This window comes from Aeromicrobium changchenzhani (genome assembly GCF_057586615.1).
The window spans coordinates 1591779-1610327 of sequence record NZ_CM172480.1 but is presented as its reverse complement, the minus strand read 5'-3'; the positions used below and the strand labels follow the sequence as shown (position 1 = coordinate 1610327).

Annotated in this window: 20 protein-coding genes and 1 riboswitch; of the genes, 5 read left to right on the top strand and 15 right to left on the bottom strand. The window is 60.4% G+C overall.

What is annotated here, in order from left to right; translation table 11 throughout:
• Position 1 precedes the first annotated feature (1 nt).
• Positions 2–1288 (bottom strand): GAF domain-containing protein, encoded by a 1287-nt coding sequence (locus tag AC2YB9_RS08170; protein WP_487268342.1) that lies wholly within the window; start codon positions 1286–1288, stop codon positions 2–4.
• 116 nt (positions 1289–1404) lie between these two features.
• Here AC2YB9_RS08170 and AC2YB9_RS08165 point away from each other — a divergent pair, with 116 nt between their 5' ends.
• Positions 1405–3219 carry a flavin-containing monooxygenase gene (locus tag AC2YB9_RS08165; RefSeq protein WP_487268341.1) on the top strand — a complete coding sequence of 605 codons (1815 nt, stop codon included), beginning with the start codon at positions 1405–1407 and terminating at the stop codon, positions 3217–3219.
• A 22-nt stretch (positions 3220–3241) separates the two neighbouring features.
• On the opposite strand, the gene AC2YB9_RS08160 is transcribed toward AC2YB9_RS08165, so the two are convergent.
• The gene (locus AC2YB9_RS08160) at positions 3242–4060 is read right to left on the bottom strand and encodes a dioxygenase family protein (protein WP_487268340.1); all 819 of its coding nucleotides are present in this window, start codon (positions 4058–4060) and stop codon (positions 3242–3244) included.
• A 99-nt stretch (positions 4061–4159) separates the two neighbouring features.
• Here AC2YB9_RS08160 and AC2YB9_RS08155 point away from each other — a divergent pair, with 99 nt between their 5' ends.
• Positions 4160–4480, top strand: coding sequence for a putative quinol monooxygenase (locus AC2YB9_RS08155; protein WP_487268339.1), 321 nt, complete (start codon positions 4160–4162; stop codon positions 4478–4480).
• Positions 4481–4503: 23 nt separating this feature from the next.
• On the opposite strand, the gene AC2YB9_RS08150 is transcribed toward AC2YB9_RS08155, so the two are convergent.
• From AC2YB9_RS08150 to AC2YB9_RS08130, 5 genes are all read right to left on the bottom strand, one after another.
• Positions 4504–4683, bottom strand: coding sequence for a hypothetical protein (locus tag AC2YB9_RS08150; protein WP_487268337.1), 180 nt, complete (start codon positions 4681–4683; stop codon positions 4504–4506).
• A 39-nt stretch (positions 4684–4722) separates the two neighbouring features.
• Positions 4723–6024 carry a hypothetical protein gene (locus tag AC2YB9_RS08145; RefSeq protein WP_487268336.1) on the bottom strand — a complete coding sequence of 434 codons (1302 nt, stop codon included), beginning with the start codon at positions 6022–6024 and terminating at the stop codon, positions 4723–4725.
• 108 nt (positions 6025–6132) lie between these two features.
• On the bottom strand, positions 6133–6546 hold the full coding sequence (locus tag AC2YB9_RS08140; RefSeq protein ID WP_487268335.1) for an NUDIX domain-containing protein: 414 nt from the start codon (positions 6544–6546) through the stop codon (positions 6133–6135).
• A 50-nt stretch (positions 6547–6596) separates the two neighbouring features.
• The gene (locus AC2YB9_RS08135) at positions 6597–7055 is read right to left on the bottom strand and encodes a carboxymuconolactone decarboxylase family protein (protein WP_487268334.1); all 459 of its coding nucleotides are present in this window, start codon (positions 7053–7055) and stop codon (positions 6597–6599) included.
• Between the two features lie 90 nt (positions 7056–7145).
• Positions 7146–7433, bottom strand: coding sequence for a hypothetical protein (locus tag AC2YB9_RS08130; protein ID WP_487268333.1), 288 nt, complete (start codon positions 7431–7433; stop codon positions 7146–7148).
• A gap of 204 nt (positions 7434–7637) precedes the next feature.
• On the opposite strand from AC2YB9_RS08130, the gene scpC reads away from it, so the two are divergent.
• Positions 7638–9143, top strand: coding sequence for a succinyl-CoA:acetate CoA-transferase ScpC (gene scpC, locus AC2YB9_RS08125; protein WP_487268332.1), 1506 nt, complete (start codon positions 7638–7640; stop codon positions 9141–9143).
• 102 nt (positions 9144–9245) lie between these two features.
• Here the strand turns inward: scpC and AC2YB9_RS08120 are convergent, their stop codons facing one another.
• The 7 genes from AC2YB9_RS08120 to nrdR all read right to left on the bottom strand — a co-directional run bounded on the left by AC2YB9_RS08120 (position 9246) and on the right by nrdR (position 16770).
• Positions 9246–10415: an HNH endonuclease signature motif containing protein gene (locus AC2YB9_RS08120; RefSeq protein WP_487268331.1), complete on the bottom strand. Its 1170-nt coding sequence runs from the start codon at positions 10413–10415 to the stop codon at positions 9246–9248.
• Positions 10416–10516: 101 nt separating this feature from the next.
• The gene (locus tag AC2YB9_RS08115) at positions 10517–11449 is read right to left on the bottom strand and encodes an NADP-dependent oxidoreductase (RefSeq protein WP_487268330.1); all 933 of its coding nucleotides are present in this window, start codon (positions 11447–11449) and stop codon (positions 10517–10519) included.
• On the bottom strand, positions 11446–12024 hold the full coding sequence (locus tag AC2YB9_RS08110) for a hypothetical protein (protein WP_487268329.1): 579 nt from the start codon (positions 12022–12024) through the stop codon (positions 11446–11448). Before AC2YB9_RS08110 ends, AC2YB9_RS08115 begins: the two co-directional genes overlap by 4 nt.
• 45 nt (positions 12025–12069) lie before the next feature.
• Entirely contained in the window at positions 12070–12462 is a 393-nt protein-coding gene (locus AC2YB9_RS08105; RefSeq protein WP_487268328.1) for a hypothetical protein, read from the bottom strand.
• Between the two features lie 32 nt (positions 12463–12494).
• Positions 12495–12605, bottom strand: a riboswitch (SAM riboswitch).
• A gap of 61 nt (positions 12606–12666) precedes the next feature.
• Positions 12667–13161: an ATP-binding domain-containing protein gene (locus AC2YB9_RS08100; protein WP_487268327.1), complete on the bottom strand. Its 495-nt coding sequence runs from the start codon at positions 13159–13161 to the stop codon at positions 12667–12669.
• A 158-nt stretch (positions 13162–13319) separates the two neighbouring features.
• Positions 13320–16214 (bottom strand): vitamin B12-dependent ribonucleotide reductase, encoded by a 2895-nt coding sequence (locus tag AC2YB9_RS08095; RefSeq protein ID WP_487268326.1) that lies wholly within the window; start codon positions 16212–16214, stop codon positions 13320–13322.
• Positions 16215–16293: 79 nt separating this feature from the next.
• Positions 16294–16770 (bottom strand): transcriptional regulator NrdR, encoded by a 477-nt coding sequence (gene nrdR / locus AC2YB9_RS08090; protein WP_487268325.1) that lies wholly within the window; start codon positions 16768–16770, stop codon positions 16294–16296.
• Between the two features lie 381 nt (positions 16771–17151).
• On the opposite strand from nrdR, the gene AC2YB9_RS08085 reads away from it, so the two are divergent.
• Positions 17152–17751, top strand: coding sequence for a Dps family protein (locus tag AC2YB9_RS08085; RefSeq protein WP_487268323.1), 600 nt, complete (start codon positions 17152–17154; stop codon positions 17749–17751).
• A gap of 4 nt (positions 17752–17755) precedes the next feature.
• Here AC2YB9_RS08085 and AC2YB9_RS08080 read toward each other — a convergent pair whose 3' ends face one another.
• Positions 17756–17914: a hypothetical protein gene (locus AC2YB9_RS08080; protein ID WP_487268322.1), complete on the bottom strand. Its 159-nt coding sequence runs from the start codon at positions 17912–17914 to the stop codon at positions 17756–17758.
• Between the two features lie 51 nt (positions 17915–17965).
• Here AC2YB9_RS08080 and AC2YB9_RS08075 point away from each other — a divergent pair, with 51 nt between their 5' ends.
• Complete coding sequence (locus tag AC2YB9_RS08075) at positions 17966–18535, top strand: hypothetical protein (protein WP_487268321.1); 570 nt, start codon at positions 17966–17968, stop codon at positions 18533–18535.
• Positions 18536–18549 lie beyond the last annotated feature (14 nt).

Genomic DNA, 18549 nt, shown 5'->3' with positions numbered 1-18549 from the left:
ATTAGGCCAGTTGCGGCGTAGTTGATCGAAGCCGCGTCACGATCGGCGCGTTCGACGATGCCATCAACGAACTCCGATTGGTGGGCAGCACAACAGTGGCGTTGACTCCCGTTGCTACCCGGTAGGGCTGGGTCTCCAACAATGATCCAAAGGTCCTACGGAGTCGCGACATCTCAGCTCGTACGGTGACCGTGCGCGCTCGATCAGCGAACAGCTCATCGGCCAGATCGGCTGCCGTGCACCCGGCTGGCTGCTGCAGCAACGCGAGCAACAGTTCGGTGTGTCTGGGCGACGGTGTCAACGACCACGAGCCGCTCGGGCCAGCTACATGCACGGCTGGCCGGGCATCGGCGAGGTTAAGTTCGAGAGATGTACGCTCGCCGCTGAGATCATCGGTCTGCCCGATTCGTAACAGCCAGCCACCGCCTAATGGCTCCACCACCACGTGGCCGAGTGCGGGCAGCCACGCAGCACCTGAGATCAAATTGTCGGGTAGCTGCAGGTGCTCGGGGACGATGACCCCGGTAACTGCAGCTACCGCGCCATCTTGAGCAACGACGATCGCTTGTCCGTCCATCCGCGCGAGCAGCGGTGCTGCGATCGCGCGCAAGGAGCCCAATCGCTCCTGGTAGGCCGACCGAATCTCCAACTCGGCCAACCGCGCAGCGACCTGAACGAGTGACAACGTGCCCACATGGACGGTGTTGGCCGGACCGCTCAGATCGACGACCCCGAGCAGCTTGCCCGACAGCGGATCGTGCAAGGGCGCCGCGGCGCATGTCCACGGTGTGTGAGTTTCGGCGTAATGCTCGGCGCCGTGAATGTGCACCGGAATGCCGGCCACGATGCAGGTGCCAATGGCATTCGTACCAACATTGCCTTCGGTCCACGCGGATCCGGCTACGAAGCCCAATCCGTCCGCATGCCGCAAGATCGGCCGCGTCCCGTCCCGCCACAGCACCCGACCGGTCGTGTCGGCGACGACCATCAATTGACCGGCCGATTCAGCTGCCGGCAGTAGATGGGAACGCAGTTGCGGCAATAACGGCCGCAATCCACTCAATTCGCGTGCATGATGCAGATCCGCATCGTTCAACGGTGCGATCTCTGGACCGCCACCTGGGTCCAGTCCGCGCGCGCTCACCCGACGCCACGATGCTCCGATCACCGAACGTGGCGCAGCATCGGGCCGGCGGCCGGACAGGACTGCTTGGCGGATCCGCTGCATCGTCTGTGTGTAGGCCCGGCCGTCACCGCCGGAAAGTCGCTCTGGGTTGCCTGCGCTCATACGTTGAGGGTGCGCCCGGCAAGGTTGCACCGAGGTTGCAACCCCCTTGCAACCCATTGCAACGGCCGCAACCTAGGAGTGTGCTGGGAGTCACACCACCTCGAAGGGACTCCTTAATGACTCAGACACTCGACGCACTGACCGATGTCGACGCGCAGCAGCGAGTTGATGCGTGGCTGAGCGAGTTCGAGTCTGCGCTCAAGGTTCGCGATACAGCTCGTGCCGCTGGCCTATTCGCAGTAGACAGCTATTGGCGTGATCTTGTCTCGTTCACTTGGAACATCAAGACCGTCGCGGGCCGTGAGGGCATCACCGCGATGCTGGACTCGCACCTCGAGCAGGCCGATCCGTCTGGTTTTCATACCGCTGAACCGCCGACCGAGGCTGATGGAGTCACCGAGGCCTGGATCGATTTTGAGACCGCAACCGGCCGCGGTCATGGGCATCTGCGACTCAAGGGCAACAGCGCGTGGACGTTGTTGACCACATTGCAAGAGCTCAAGGGCTATGAGGAACCGCGGGGATCTGCGCGGCCACGCGGCGCGGAACATGGTGCCCGTCGCGGCCGCGAGTCGTGGGGTGAGAAGCGCGAGCGCGAAGCACTCGAGCTCGGCTACAAGACCCAACCCTATGCACTGATCATCGGTGGCGGCCAGGGCGGAATCGCGCTTGGTGCGCGTATGCGTCAGCTCGGCGTACCGACGATCATCATTGACAAGTACGGCCGCCCCGGCGATCAGTGGCGCAGTCGATACAAAAGCCTGTGCCTGCACGACCCGGTTTGGTATGACCATCTCCCCTACATCAAATTCCCCGAAAATTGGCCGGTATTCGCATCGAAGGACAAGGTGGCCGATTGGCTCGAGTCCTACACGAAGGTCATGGAACTCAATTATTGGAGCAATACCGAAGCCCTGAGCGCAAAGTTCGACGAGAGCTCGGGTGAATGGACCGTCGAGATCGAACGGGACGGCACTCCAGTCACGCTTCGGCCAAAGCAGTTGATCTTGGCGACGGGCATGTCCGGTAAGCCCAACGTCCCGGTTTTCAAAGGAATGGACATCTTCGGCGGCGATCAGCAGCACTCATCGCAGCACCCAGGTCCGGATGCCTACGCCGGCAAAAAGACGGTGATCATCGGCTCGAACAACTCGGCCTTCGACATTTGCGGTGCGCTCTGGGAGAAGGGCGCGGATGTGACGATGGTGCAGCGCTCCTCAACCCACATCGTCAAGTCGGACTCGTTGATGGAGATCGGGCTTGGCGCGCTCTACTCTGAAGAAGCGGTCAACTCGGGTATGACGACCGAAAAGGCCGACCTCGTGTTCGCCTCGCTGCCATACAAGATCATGCACGAGTTCCAAATCCCGCTGTACGACCAAATGCGCGAGCGGGACAAGGAATTCTATGACCGGCTCGAGGCTGCCGGCTTCGATCACGACTGGGGCGAGGATGGCTCCGGCCTGTTCATGAAGTATTTACGTCGTGGCTCCGGCTACTACATTGATGTTGGTTCAGCCGATCTGGTGGCCAACGGCGATGTTCACCTCGCCCACGGCAACGTCCGCGAACTCACCACCAACTCGGTGATACTCGAGGACGGCACCGAGCTTCCCGCCGATCTAGTCGTGTATGCCACCGGCTACGGCTCAATGAATGGCTGGGCCGCCGATCTGATCTCCCAGGAGGTCGCTGACACGGTCGGCAAAGTGTGGGGACTGGGTTCAGAGACAGCCAAGGATCCCGGTCCGTGGGAGGGCGAGCAACGCAACATGTGGAAACCCACCCAGCAGGAGCAGCTGTGGTTTCACGGCGGCAATCTCCACCAATCACGCCACTATTCGCTCTATCTTGCCCTGCAACTCAAGGCCCGATATGAGGGTCTGGCCACGCCAGTCTATGGACTTCAGGAGGTTCATCACCTGAGTTGATGTGAGCCGCGGGTAGCACTGCTTAGATCGTGATGAACGACCGCATGCCGATTGAGCCCATGTCGATCGACGGGTTGAAGAATTGGGTGTCTTCGCCGTCTTCGAGCAGGCTCATGGCCGCAATCATCGGCCGGTAGTGATCATCGGTCGGCACGGCGATCCGCGCTTCGGGCCACGATTTGTAGGGATCAACGAGCTTGTTGATCTCACGGTTGCCGATCGCGATCGCCGTGTCGGCATCGAACTGAGTCGCCCAGTCCCACGCGCCACCGCCGTCCCATTTGGCGCGGCCGAGTGCGTGGACGATATTGCCGCTGCCGATGAAGATTACGCCGCGACGGCGTAGCGCGCGCAGCCGGCCATAGAGTTCGAAGAGCTTCGGCAGCGGCATTGAGTAGTCGATGCTGATCTGCAAAATCGGAACCTCGGGTTTCGGTGCCAAGAACTTGAGCACGCTCCAGGTGCCGTGGTCGAGGCCCCATTGTTTGTCGAGTTCGGCCTCATACTCGATCAGTTGTTTCGCGAGCACTCGTGCGATCTGTTCGTCGCCGAATGAGTCGTACTGCACTCGGTAGAGCTCGTCGGGGAAGCCGCCGAAGTCATAGATGATCGGGTTCTTGGGTGCATCGGTGATGTGGGTGCGGCCGGGAGTAAGCCAATGCGCGCTGATGACGACAATTGCCTGAGCTTCGGGCAACGTCGCGCCGACTGTGGTCCACGTCTGCGTGAACGAATTGTCACTGATCGCGTTCATAGGATTGCCGTGTCCGACGAACAGCACCGGCATACGTGGGCTCGGCGTGAGGCGGCCGTCGATGTCGCTGAGTGTGTAAGTCGCCATGGCACGCTCCATCTAGTTGAATTTACAACTAGATTATCACGCAAACGACGCTTGTGCGTTTCTGCCATCCTGAAAGCACATCCGCTGTGAGAGGCCTTCATGATTTTTATCGTCGTTAAGTTCAAGACAAAGCCCGAATGGACAGACCAGTGGTTGGAGCTCACCCGTTCATTCACCGAAGCCACTCGCAATGAGCCCGGCAATCTCTGGTTCGACTGGTCACGCAGCGTCGATGATCCAAGCGAGTTTGTCTTGGTAGAGGCGTTCGAGGACGATGCTGCCGAAGCTCACGTCAACAGTGCACATTTTGCCGCCGCGATAGGGCTCATGCCGCAGGCTTTGGTCGAAACCCCAAGAATCGTGAGTCAGCAAATCGACCAAAATGGCTGGAATGAGATGGGCGAAATGGCTGTTTCCTGACTGAGGCGGTGGCCACTCAAGCGTCAGCCAGCGGCCCGCAGGCGCTGCCGCATCCGGACTGCTTCCGAAGCATCTTCGTCCTCGGACGTGGCCAGGGAGAGAACCCGGGAAATGTACTTGTTGACGCTCATCCCGTTGGCTTTCGCGAAATGGCGCACCCGGTCGAGCAATTCGTCATCGACTCGCCAACTGACCTGACCCATATTTGCATGCTAGCCCTTAGCCGACCTATGCAGGACTTATCACCATCGCACCCCGATCGTCGCGCTCAGTTTGTCCCGCAGCCGCGCGATATCAACGGAATCCATCGATTCGGGTGGCTCAGCCAACCCGGCGATGAGCCTGGCCACTTGATCCATCAGAGATCGCGCACAGCGGTATTGCAAGAGTTCGCGCAGCCCGTCACCGACAATCTCCGCCAACGGAGGCGGTGCCGATTTGCGCACCAGCGTGCTACCGATCAATTCGACGCATTGCCACGATTCCCCGGTGTCGTGCAGGTCCTCAATCGCGCTCATCACCTCGACCAGACGATCCTCGTCAAGGTCGGCAAAGAACTCCTTCAGGATTGACGTGGTGCCATCGCTACATCGCCACATGTCACCGGCGAAGTCCTCGGACGGCGACAGGATCGAGCGCCACACGCCGGTCGCCGATCTGGTGAGACTGGCGTTCATCACATCCTGCAACGCACAGGCGACAAGCGTGTTCCGGACGAATCCCACTAGCAAATCGTTGAGATAGCCTCGGGCCCATGAGCGCGACCGACCAATCTCTTCGGCTCGATGCTTGACCTCGTCTTTCCAATCGGTTCGGGCTGAGATTCGACGCGCAACGTGATGGGACAATCGACGGATGGCGCTAGCTGGCTGCTCTCGCAATGACCAATCAGCGACCATCGCGAGTGCGACTTCAGCGACCCTCGGGTCCTCGCCCGCTGCCGCCGCCTCAAAACGGGCTATCAAAATGTCAAGGTCTTCGAGTGCGAGCATCGCGCGGGCGTTCGCCACCACCCATGCTGTCAGCGGACCGAAACGCTGGTCGTGAACGAACGTCACATCCTCACGCTCAAGACCCTGCATCACGATCGAATCGGGCGTTCGTGCCTCGAGTTCAATGATTCCCAGCTGCAACTTGACCGACCATTCGTCGGTCACGTCGATCGGTTCTGGCGGCGGCGCTGGCGGCGACTTCCAACGCAACGCAATCCCGGTAAAGCCCAGCTCATCAACAACCGGGTCATCCGCTATCGGATCAACGAGAATCTTCCAGCCCTCGCTGACGCTCACCTCGATCGGATGTCCAGCGCGGATTGGCTTCTCTTGCCAAGCGACAACGATCTGATCAAGAACGTAGACCATGTCCTCGACGTCAAACTCAATGTCGGAGTAGGGATCGACTTCATACGGTTGGTCGGTAATTGCGAAGTCGGGCATGCTTCGTTCGGCTAGGGCTGACGTCTCGGCCCGCCAGATCCATTCGTCTTCGCAGTGAAGTCTGAGGGCGAGGCCGCCGTCGGATTGCATCTCAGTGATTGTGTCCATACCGAAACAGGCTAGGTAGGTGTTTGCCGTTGCGGAACCCATCCAAACTCACCCTGTGGATAACACGCCGCAACACCGAACTGTGGATTTCCGCCGGTTAGTTGAGGGTCATCGGGCGGTGAAAACGTATGGCAGCACAGTCCCGTCAGAGTCGAGCCAGTCGACCGAGCCCAAATTGTCTCGATCCAACCATCGGATTTCGTCGTGTGAGTCTCCGGCCGTCGGGGTGCCTGCCGAGATTGTGGCGTACCAGAGCCGCATCTCCAAACCCGCAGAGATCGGCCATCGAGCACCGTCAGAGGCAACAAGTTCCGCTCCGAGCGTCACGTCAATCAAGAGTTCTTCACGCAACTCTCGTTCGAGGGCGTCTTCAGGCTGTTCACCCGGTTCGACTTTGCCACCGGGGAATTCCCATCGTCCGGCGAGTGCTGGTGGACCGATGCGACGCGCGGCGAGCACCCGTTGAGGGTGAGCCAGCCGATCAACAATTAGCGCGCCGACGACGAGCCTGACTGGAGACATTCTCGCATTATGCCCGTTGCTCTGCCCTAGCATTTTGGGCGGCCAGCGCTTCACGCTGCCGGCAACTTCTTCTCGCTCGTGACGTTCAGGGCGTTAAACGTCTGTATGACCGCGGCCGTCCAGACGACCACGCCAAGTTGTTCCTCGTTGAATTGGGAGGCCGCGTCTGCATAGATCGACGCATCGATGCGCTGAGTGCTGGTCGTATGGGTGATTGCTTCGGTGAGTGCGAGCGCCGCGCATTCCGCCGGCGTGAACTGACCGCTGTCGCGCCACACCGGCAGCAGACTCAAACGGCGTTCGGTCTCGCCGTGCTCCTTCGCGCCCTTGACATGAAGGTCGACACAGAACGCGCAGCCATTGATCTGCGAGGCACGAATCCTGACTAACTCCAACAATTTGGGATCCACACCATGTTTATCTGCCTCGCGTTCAACATGCTGATGCAGGCTGATGAGTCGCTTGTAGGAATCGGGTAAAACCTCGTGGAATTGGAGTCGGACGTTCATGCTTCCACGGTAACGCCCGCGCAAAGAGCCGGTGTGAGTCGAATGTTGGGTTCGGGTTCGTAGCCTTCACGAAGATCTCCAGCGACCGATCTAACCCCACGGCGGCGTTCCGCTGAAAAAATCACTATCGAAATCGTTCGCGATGGCGTACTCAATACCGAACGATGCCAGCCAGATGGTCTCGCCAACGCTGAAGACGCGCTCTCGGTGCATCTTGATCAAGTCGATGACGCCATCGGTCGCGGCACCACCCAGGTCCTGTCGAATTGTGTCGAAGTCCTTGGGCTCGATCGTGATGAAATATTCAAACTCAGAGCCACCCCTGAGCGTCTGTCCGCTGATCCGCACGTTGCCGCCCTGCAGCTCTTCTATCCACACGCGGGTTTCCCCACGCTCAATCACGACTTCTTGGCTCGACGTCCGCTCCTCCGTCAGAGCCCGCGCTGGGCGACCTCATATTCAGCACGTTATCCGGTGAACTGACATTCTCCGGCCGTCATTACGCACATCAGCTGTGCATGGGATCATCTTGATGTAGGAGGATCAGGCGATCCCCTTTCACTTTCGACCGAGGATGTGCCGATGCCCCGGATCACCTGCCCAGTGCTCCAAACCCGTGTCACGTCTGCGGAAGCCGCGGCCGAACAGGTACAGCCGGGCAACTCTGTTGGAATGAGCGGGTTCACTGGCGCGGGCTATCCCAAAGCACTACCGACCGCCTTGGCTGCACGGATGACGACTGCCCACGACCGCGGCGAGGATTTCCGGATCGGGCTATGGACCGGGGCCTCAACCGCGCCCGATGCCGACGGCGTACTGGCTAGCGTCAACGGAATCTCGAGCCGGTTGCCCTACAACTCCGATCCGACCTTGCGTGCGCTGATCAATTCCGGCGATGTCGACTACATCGACACGCACCTCAGCCATTCTGCGCAGAACATGTGGTTCGGCGTCTATGGACCACTCGACGTAGCAATTGTGGAAGTCACCGCGATCCTGCCTGGCGGCCTCCTCGTCCCGTCGAGTTCGGTCGGCAACAACAAAACCTGGCTCGACCAAGCTGACCGGGTCATCCTTGAGGTCAACTCCTGGCACCCACGGGAGCTTGAGGGCTTCCACGATCTCTACTACGGTGCCGCACTGCCCCCAAATCGCAAACCGATCCAGCTAACTGATGCGATGGACCGTATCGGCCAGCCATATCTGCATGTCGACGTCGACAAGGTCGTCGCAGTCGTCGAAACCAATCACCCGGACCGCAACTCGGACTTTTCTCTACCGGACACGTCATCGACAGCAATCGCAGACCACCTGCTTGAATTCCTGCGCCACGAGGTCAAGGCGGGACGCATACCGCCAGAACTGTTGCCCTTGCAGTCCGGTGTCGGCAACGTCGCCAACGCTGTCTTGGCCGGATTGGACGGCAGTGAGTTCAACCATCTGGTCGCCTTCACCGAGGTCATTCAGGACGGCATGCTCAATTTGCTCGACAGCGGCACGCTTCGGGCGGCGTCAGCGACCTCATTCGGTCTCTCCAACGCAGGCGTCGAACGATTCATGGCCAACATCGACAATTATAAAGGCCGCATCCTGTTGCGCAGCGAGGAGATCTCCAATCACCCCGAGCTGATCCGCCGGCTGGGCGTTATCGCCATGAACGGCATGATTGAGGCCGATATTTACGGCAACGTGAACTCCACCCACATCATGGGCAGCGCGATCATGAACGGCATTGGCGGCAGCGGCGACTTCACCCGCAACGCCTTCCTCAATTTCTTCCTCTCACCATCCACGGCCAAGGGCGGTGCCATCTCGACGATCGTCCCGATGGTCAGCCACGTCGACCACACCGAGCACGATGTCCAAGTGATCGTCACCGAACAGGGTCTTGCCGATCTGCGTGGTCTCTCCCCCACCGACCGTGCCGACCGCATCATCGCGAACTGTGCACATCCAGATTTTCGGGACCGGCTGACGTCCTATATCGCGCGCGCCCGGGCCGCCCGCCCACATGCGAGGCACACACCGCACCTGCTCGATGAGGCGTTGAGCTGGCACCAAAATTATGTCGAGACCGGGCAGATGTAGGTCTACGGCACCGTGATGACGATCTTGCCGCGTGCACGCAGAGCCGCCGAGCATCGTCAACCAACAGTTGGAACAGTCGGGTTCGAACGGGATGGGCTAGTTTCAGATCGGTTGATATTCGACCAGCAGACCAGCGATGAGCTGTTCGGTTGAAACCGCCTCGCCGTCGGGTAAAAGTCCATGACCCTTTTGTCGATGATGTCGTCGACATCGCGGCTTAAGGTTGGTGCCGCTGGTTGGACCTCGCGGGTGCGGGATCTCGTGGTCGAGATCGCAGTCGATGGCCGGTCTACTGCAGGTGGGATAAGTGCACGTTCCGTCCCGGGCTTGTACCGCGATGCGTAACTTGCGCGACGGGAACCTCCCGAGCTCGGTCACGTCGAGGATGCGGCCCAGTGGGTCGGTCAGCAGACGATAAAAGAGTGTGCCGGGCGCGCAGGCGAGCTCACGTATGAGGGACGCTGGGAGCGCAAACTGTCCGTCGAACGAGACGCCGGGATCGTTGGTGTGGCCTGCGAGGCTCACCAACGGGATCGTCACACCGATCACGGCTCCGGAACTAGTCGACTTTGAAGGTGTGTCACCAGAGCGCAGCAATAACTCCGCTAGTACGTCCGAGCGCGCTTGTTCGAGCGACAAATTGGAATTGTTGGTGGCTAATCCGGCGCCATGCGAGCTTAGTAGCCTATCGATGCGCCAGGCGTCGGTAGTTGAGAGTTGAGCATGTAGCCAAGAGATGCCGTCGGTGTCGTGCTGGATCCAAACACTGCGGTCAGCGTGAGCTCGACGCCTACGACGTTCGGCGCCTTCAGGCTCGGTCTTGGCCACAAACCGGCGGAGCCAGGCACGCAATTGCGCGCAGGTGTGGGACGCCGCATACGAGATGACGCGTTCGTCGAGCCGAATTAAGGACTCGCCGAAGGACAGTTTGGCTGCCTGCTCACAGATGAGGTGGACACGGAAACCGTCGACCTCACCACGCTGATGTGCCGCCCACAGCCCGGGAAGCTTGCTGATGGCAAATCTCGCCTCAGAGAGTCGGTTCTGCACGAGCCGTGTGGGCTGACGTACGACGAGTGCCAACTCGTCTGCGGCCACCGACGCCTCGATCTCCCGCACTTTTAGGTCCGCATGTTTGGCGGCCCGCTCACGACACCGATCGGCGTATTGGACCATCAGACTGGAGGAGCAAGCCTCCAACCGGGCACGCTCGACTTCAACCCAGGCGAGCCGTGCCAAGAGTTCGGCATCGGTGGCCGCGTTGGTGTCCATACATTCAATCTAGACGCCACCACTGACAGACACCTTAGGCATTGATTTCGCCGAAATCATGCGGACATCGAACAATCGCAGTTCAAACGGCAGATGTAGGTCTACGGCACGGTAATCACAATCTTGCCGCGCGTATGCCCCTTCATGCTGTCCTCCCAAGCACGCGCGGTGTCTTCCAGTGCATAAGTCTGGGCGATCTCGACGGTAAGGGCGCCCGACTCGGCAAGCGCCGCCAGTGCGTCGAGGTCATCAGCGTTCGGGCGGACGAACACATACGTGCCGCCGAGATCCTTGACCGCTGGGTCGGCAATGGAAACGACGCGGCCCGCCGCCCCCTTGGCCAAGAGGTCGTTGCTTAGCGCCAAGGTGTCGCCGCCGATCGTGTCGAAGATTGCGTCGACTCCAGCGGGCGCGACCGACCTGACCCGGTCGACCAGCCCATCGCCATAACTGACCGGCTCGGCGCCGAGCGCCCGGATGTAGTCGTGGCTATTCGGTGAGCCGGTGCCGATAACTTTTGCGCCTTGGGCGATGGCGATCTGGATCGCGAACCCGCCGACTCCCCCGGCTGCCGCGTGAATGAGCACGGTGTCGCCAGCTGTCACTTTGAGGGCGTGAACGAGGGATTGATAGGCGGTCAGACCGGCGAGCGGGATCGCGGCTGCCTCGTCAAAGCTGAGGTTGGCTGGCTTGCGTGCGACGGTACGGATCGGGGCGCCGACCTTCTCTGCACACGTGCCACCGTGAACGGTGTCGGTGCGCACGTAGCCGAATACTTCGTCGCCCACTTCCAACTCGGTGACCGCGGGGCCGACCTGCTCGACGACACCGGCGACGTCCCAGCCCGGGGTGACGGGGAAGAGAACATTGAGCGCACCGTCTAGGCCGCCGGTGGCCAGCTTCCAGTCGACCGGGTTGACCGAGGTGGCAAGGACCGCGATCTTGACCCAGTCCGGGCCGACCTTGGGTTCATCGACCTCCGCCAGCTCGAGAACTTCTGGTCCGCCGTACTGGCGATAGATGATTGCCTTCATAGTTCGCTCCTTGGTGTCGAATCTGAACGGGTCGTGGGATGTGAACGTTCAATCGCGGCTTGAAGATGCTGCTCCAGCAACGCGACGTCGCGGTCGGGTGAGAGCCCCTCGCGAATGACGGTCAAGTATTCATTGCTCGGGCCGCCCCTGGTCAATTGGCGCGTCGTCGTGATCGTCACAGCTGGGATTCCGTCGATGTCGTCGAGCCGGAGCAGCGCGTTGTACTTGCCGACTCCTTCATCGTCGGCAAGCGGCACCGGATAGTCGACGACGTCACCTGACTCCATTACCCCAACGTCGACATTCCATACGTCCGCGAAGTGTCGATTCTCGCCACCCATCAGGGCGGGAAGATGCTCAACGTCCAGCAGGTATGCCCGCGCTGGCGTCGCGATGTCATCGTTCCTGACATGCTCGACAAACGCGGGCGCCGCGCCCCATGCCTTGCCGGCGAAGTAGAGCTCGTGTGGGATCGTCACAGCCCGGTGCTCGACGTTTGTGACCGGCACATACCGACCGAGCATCGCCGGCACCGTATTGGATCCGAAGGCGACGTACCAGACCTGTTGACTCATCACTTCCACCGTAACCGGCACCCGGTCGCCATGAACGTGCGTAGATCACCAGTGACGCCCAACGTCTCGCTCACTGGAGCATGGCCCAAGCGGGCCGCTCTTAAAGGGCAACAGGTTGAACAGATAGCGCGAACTGCCAGTTGGAGTGCTGTCGACCCGCAGGACCGAACCTGCAAGAACGCCGTGTCCGTCGTTCCACGCCAAGGCCGTCACGACAAGATTGACGTCGTGGGTGAAGAAGTAGCGGATGTCGTCTTCACACTCAAGAAAAACGACGTCCGCCGTGCAGCCCACCAGCCGGCACTTTTGATGAGTGGCCCGTTGATGCACCTTCATCAGCATCCAGTGTGGTCGATGACCTGCACTCTCCAAACGGCATTCCACAGCAGAGGGCGGAATCACGAAACGTTGGTTCTCGGGGGTGTTGTTTTGGGCCACGGGGGCCTCCTCAGTGCTTGGGTCGTCGTGCGACCCGCCGGTTGCCGCGAGCGGATGCCAACGGCCCGCTCTTTCCCTGGAGCACCCATACGGAACGGGTTGCTGGACGGCCAGCCAGGTACTGAAAGCCGTCACTCGTGAGCGTGCGACCAACGATAGTGGGGAGCGCCGACAAAATGTCGGCTGATACATCCCGGGCTGGTGCTAACCGCCGAGTTTCCTGAGCACCGCTGGTCCGCCTACTGCCTCGATATCGGCCGGATCACCGCAGACGATCAAGAGTTCACGGGCGCGCGACAGGCCGACATACAGTCGTTCCTTGGCCCGGGAGATGTCAGTGGTGCTGTTGATCGCGAGGACGACGACATTGCGTTCAAGGCCTTTGAACCCGAGGACGTGGCCGTAGAAGACCTGCTCGTCGTCCCAGAACGAATCCCAATAGCGGTCCTGCCCGCCGGCTTGCCGAGCGGTTTGTTCGGGATGGCGTGAACCGGTGGCCAGTATGGCGATGTCCGCGGGTGACCAGCCTTCATCCAAGAGCGGATCGATCAGATCATCGGCGCAGTTGAGGGCCTCATCCGAACCGCAGGCAACGAACCGAACCATCGGTCCGTCGATCGAGCTCGAACGCATACGAATCGGCGTCATGGTCGAGAACGTTTCAGAGATCTGCTTGGTGTTCCGAAGAGCCGCACTCACAGATGAAGCAGCGTTCTCATTCCAAACGGACTGACGAACGGGACGGCAAAGAAGCGGCCCCACAACTTCGTGTTGTGGGGCCGCTTCTTTGCTGGGTTAATGTCGCAAACAGTGCGACATTATATCTGGATTCTGTGGCAAAGAATCTAGAATTTAGATCAGCTGCAGCCGCTGGTGCTGCCGCAACCTTCGCAGACGTAGCAGGAACCGGCGGGGCGCATCTTGGTGCCGCAGGTCATGCACAGTGGGCTGTCGATCACCGAACCGCTGATGGCCTCGAGGAGTTCTGCGCTGGTGTGCGCGGAGCCCATTGTTTCGGGGGTTCCCTTGGTCTCGATACGCTCCTCTTGGTCTCGATACACCTGCTCGTCCCTCGCAGGCACTCGACCGGCGGGGTTCTCCTCAACCGGCGAATCGGAGATGAGTTCGGCGGCGGTGGAGCCATCGCTGATCGGCTGGTGGCTACCCGTGTCGAGGTAGCGCTGGCGCTCCCCTGCCGAGTAGATCCCCAGTGCGGAACGGGTATCGAAGTCCAAGTAGTCCAGCGCCAGACGACGGAACGTGTAGTCCATGATCGACTGGCTCATCCGGACATCGGGATCATCGGTCAGACCGGCCGGCTCGAACTTCATGTTGGTGAACTTCGACACGAACGTCTCAATCGGAACGCCATACTGCAGCGAAATCGAGATCGCAATCGAGAAGGCGTCCATCATGCCGGCGAGGGTCGAGCCCTGCTTGCCGAGTTTCAAGAAGATCTCGCCAAGCGAACCATCCTCGTGTGCACCCGAGGTCATGTAGCCCTCGGCACCGCCAACCGAGAACGACGTCGTGATCGCCTTGCGCGACTTGGGCAGACGGCGACGGATCGGCTTCTCGACAATGATCGTCTCGACCGTCTTGGTCGAACCCGAATCCTTGGCTTCTTTGCCATCAGAAAGCGGCTGACCGACCTTGCAGTTGTCGCGGTAGACCGCGAGCGCCTTGAGGCCGAGCTTCCAACCCTGGTAGTAGACATCCTCGATCTCATCGACCGTGGCGTCATCTGGCAGGTTGACCGTCTTGGAGATCGCGCCGGACAGGAACGGCTGGCAGGCCGCCATCATATGGACGTGGCCCATCGGCTTGATCGAGCGAAGCCCCATCGCGGTGTCGAAGATCTCGTAATGCTCGGTCTTGAGCCCGGGCGCATCGACGATGTGACCCTTGTCGGCGATGAATTCGACAATCGCTTCGATCGTCTCGCCGGTGTAGCCGAGCTTCTTGAGCGCGGCCGGGATCGTCTGGTTGACGATCTGCATCGAGCCGCCGCCGACGAGCTTCTTGAATTTGACCAGCGAGAAGTCCGGCTCAATACCGGTCGTGTCGCAATCCATCATGAAGCCGATCGTGCCGGTCGGTGCGAGCACCGAGGCCTGCGCATTGCGCCAACCGTTCTTCTGCCCGATCTCGAGGTTGAGCTTCCACTGCTTGGCCGCCTCACGGTGCACCGCGATGTCGATCGCGTGCATCGTGCGGAGTTCGTCATTGGCAGCCTGGTGCTTGCGCATAATGCGCTCATGCGGAGCCGCGTTCTGAGCGAAACCGTCATAGGCACCGACGATGCCAGCAAGCTCAGCGCCGCGGCGGTATGAGGTGCCAGTCATCAGGCTGGTGATCGCACCGGCGAGGGCACGGCCGCCATCGGAGTCATACGCCAATCCCGAAGCCATCAGCAGTGCGCCGAGGTTGGCAAAACCGATGCCGAGTTGGCGGTAAGCGCGCGTCGTGTCGCCGATCGCCTGGGTCGGGAAGTCGGCGAAACAGATCGAGATATCCATCGCGGTGATGATGAACTCGGTCGCCTTGACGAACTTCTTGACATCGAACGAGCCATCGGGCTGCAAGAACTTCAACAGGTTAAGGCTGGCGAGGTTGCAGCTGGAGTTGTCCAGGTGCATGTATTCCGAGCACGGGTTGGACGCGGTGATGCGGCCAGTCTCCGGCGTTGTGTGCCAGTCATTGATCGTGCCGTCGTACTGGATGCCTGGATCGGCGCACGCCCAAGCGGCCTGCGCGATGTCCTTCCAGAGCCTGCGCGCATCGACGGACTCAATGATCTCGCCGTTGGTACGAGCACGGAGCCCAAACTCGGTGCCCTCGTCGACCGCACGCATGAATTCATCATTGACGCGGATCGAGTTGTTGGCGTTCTGGTATTGCACCGACGTGATGTCGACGCCACCGAGGTCCATGTCATAACCGGCATCGCGGAGGACACGGATCTTGTCCTCTTCGCGTTCCTTGGTGTGGATGAACTCTTCGATGTCGGGGTGATCGACGTCGAGGACGACCATCTTGGCCGCACGACGGGTCGCGCCGCCGGACTTGATCGTGCCGGCCGAGGCATCGGCACCACGCATGAAGGAGACCGGACCGCTGGCCGTGCCGCCGGAGGAGCGGAGCAGCTCCTTGGAGGAACGGATGCGCGACAGGTTGAGACCCGCGCCCGAGCCACCCTTGAAGATCAGGCCCTCTTCTTTGTACCAGTTGAGGATCGAGTCCATCGAGTCATCGACGGCAAGGATGAAGCAGGCGCTGACCTGCTGGGGGCTGGACGTGCCGACGTTGAACCACACCGGCGAGTTGAAGCTGAAGACCTGGTGCAGGAGCATGTAGGTCAGCTCGTGCTCGAAGATCTCCGCGTCAGCGTCACTGGAGAAGTAGCCGTGCTCTTTGCCGGCCTTGACGTAAGTCAGCACGACGCGGTCGAGGAGCTGCTTCAGCCCCGACTCGCGCTCCGCGCTGCCGATCGCACCGCGGAAGTATTTGGTCGTGACGATGGTGGAGGCATTGACGCTCCAGAAATCAGGAAACTCAACATCGCGCTGCTCGAAGACATTCTCGCCGGTCTTCCAGTTGGTCTGGACGACGTCGCGACGCTCCCAGGTCACCTCGTCGTAGGGATGAACGCCTTCGGTCGTGTAGACGCGCTCGACGTTGATGCCCTTGCCGGTGCGCTTGGCCCCGGTGGCCTTGCGCGTCGACCCTGTTTCGGGTTGAGTTTCGGTCATTCTCGTGCTCCTTGTATGCGGTCGTGCTGGTGATGTGTGTGTAGTTCGTGATGTTTCGGTATGCCGCCCGGCACACCGCTCAGCCGGAGCTGGTGGTTGTTTCGTTGTCGAGATTGGCGGCCATCAAACTGGCCACCTCGTCAGCAAAATCAGCGGCCGATTCGAACGCCTTATAGACACTCGCGAAGCGCAGATAAGCCACCTGATCGAGATGTTTCAGCGGTTCGAGAATTGCGAGTCCGACCTCATTGGCCGGAACTTCTGCACAACCCGATTCACGCAAGATGTCCTCGACCTTCTGGCCGAGGCGGGCCAGATCGTCATCGGACACCGGGCGTCCCTTGCAGGCCTTGCGCACGCCGGAGATCGCCTTGTCGCGGATGAACGGCTCCGTTGTGCCCGAGCGTTTGATGACCATCAACTGCATTTGCTCGATCGTGGTGAAGCGCTTCTCGCAGGCCGAACAGACCCGCCGGCGACGGATCGCCCCGCCCTCATCGGCAACTCGGCTGTCGAGCACGCGGGTGTCGGTGTGCTTGCAGAATGGACAATGCATCGCGTACTCCTCTCATACCGAAGCGGCCGGCCCCGATCAAAGCTGATGGGGAAAAGTTGTGGAAATCATGTGGGTAATGCAGTTTTTCTGTGTATTACCCACGGCATCCTGTGCAACTAGATGTGGATAACTACATCTATGTAACTACTAGATGTAGTGCTACCTTACGCGTGCGCCGGGGGACACGCAAGACAATTCCATGAGCCACTGACAGATTTTTATTCGTGGCCCGTCATTGCAGGTCAGGGCGCGTATGAGCGATCTCAAACCGGCGTGTCGTAGTCGATGGATTGAGCGCGCCAGCCAGCAAAGCGAAGCAAGCGACGGCTGGCAACCGTCACTCGTTGTTTGAGATCGAGCGTAATGGGTACGTTTGAACGTATGGCTACCAAATCGAGAACAAGCAGAGGCAAGTCCAGTGTCACCCGTGGGGCTTACACCGTTCCCGGGATGTCGATGGCAGATGGCGGCAAGGTCGCCGAGATCCTGCAAGATCGACTCAACGCCCTCAATGACCTCGCGCTAACGCTCAAGCACGTCCATTGGAATGTGGTTGGGCCGCACTTCATCGGCGTACACGAGATGATCGATCCGCATGTGGTCGAAGTACGCGCCATGATCGACGAAACCGCCGAACGGATCGCAACCCTCGGCTCCTCCCCTATCGGCACCCCCGGTGCGGTGGTGAAGAACCGAGCTTGGAACGACTACAGCCTCGGGCGAGCAACGACCGATGAACATCTTGGCGCGCTCAATGAAGTGTATGAGGGGCTGATCACGTCGCACCGTGAAGCGCAGCAGGCGACCAGCGATCTGGACCCGGTCACCGAGGACATGCTGATCGGGCATCTGCATCAACTTGAACTGTTCCACTGGTTCGTCCGGGCACATCTGGAAAGCACTGGCGGCCAGCTATCAACAGGGGACGCGACCACCGAAAAGACAGCAGCCAAGAAGGCTGGCCGCGCCGCCAAGAAATAGCACCTCAGCCAAGAACGCCAGCCGTGCGCGCGCCAATCAGCGCGCGTAACGGTTGAAGTTCGGGCTCTTGCGAAAGCCGCGTAGCGCTAAGCGCGTTCTTGGCCGTCGCGCCCATCGCCGACGCCGCATTCAATGTGTATGTCAGCGGATTGACTGCGGGCATCCATCGATGTCGGTCATCGCATCCGCAGAGCAACTCCGACACACTGGATTCATGACAAGCACATCGGGGAACCCAGCGGACACGACCATCACGCCCGGCCGGAAGTGGTATGCCATTGCCGCTGGCATCTTCCTGATCACGCTGATTCCAGCCGTGATTCTGATCGTCAGCCTGATCAAGAATGTCGCGACGTACGAGATCACGCCGGTCGAGAACAACAGCGTCATCACCATCGCCGACAGCCGACAGGCCGTCTTCGCCCAGAGCGATACCAGCCTTGGCACCACGCACCATTCGGCCTGTTTGCTGAAGGGAATGGACACCGGCACGTCGACCATTGTCGCCAGTGGGACCGCTACCGTGTCCTACAACTCCTGGAACCGCATCGGGGTCGTTCCGAAATCAGTGGCCCCTGGAAAATACCTGCTGCAGTGCAATGTGGGCTCCGACCTTCAACTCGGAATCGCCGACAACCCCAACTTCGGTGCCGGCATCCTCAAGGGCGTGCTGGCCGCAATCATTCCGTTTCTAGGGCTCATCGTGGCGCTCAGCATCGTGATAGTCGTCGCGGTCAAACGCTCGCGCGCCCTCAAACGCGCCAACGGCCACCCGATCAGCTGATCCGGCGGCGCAGA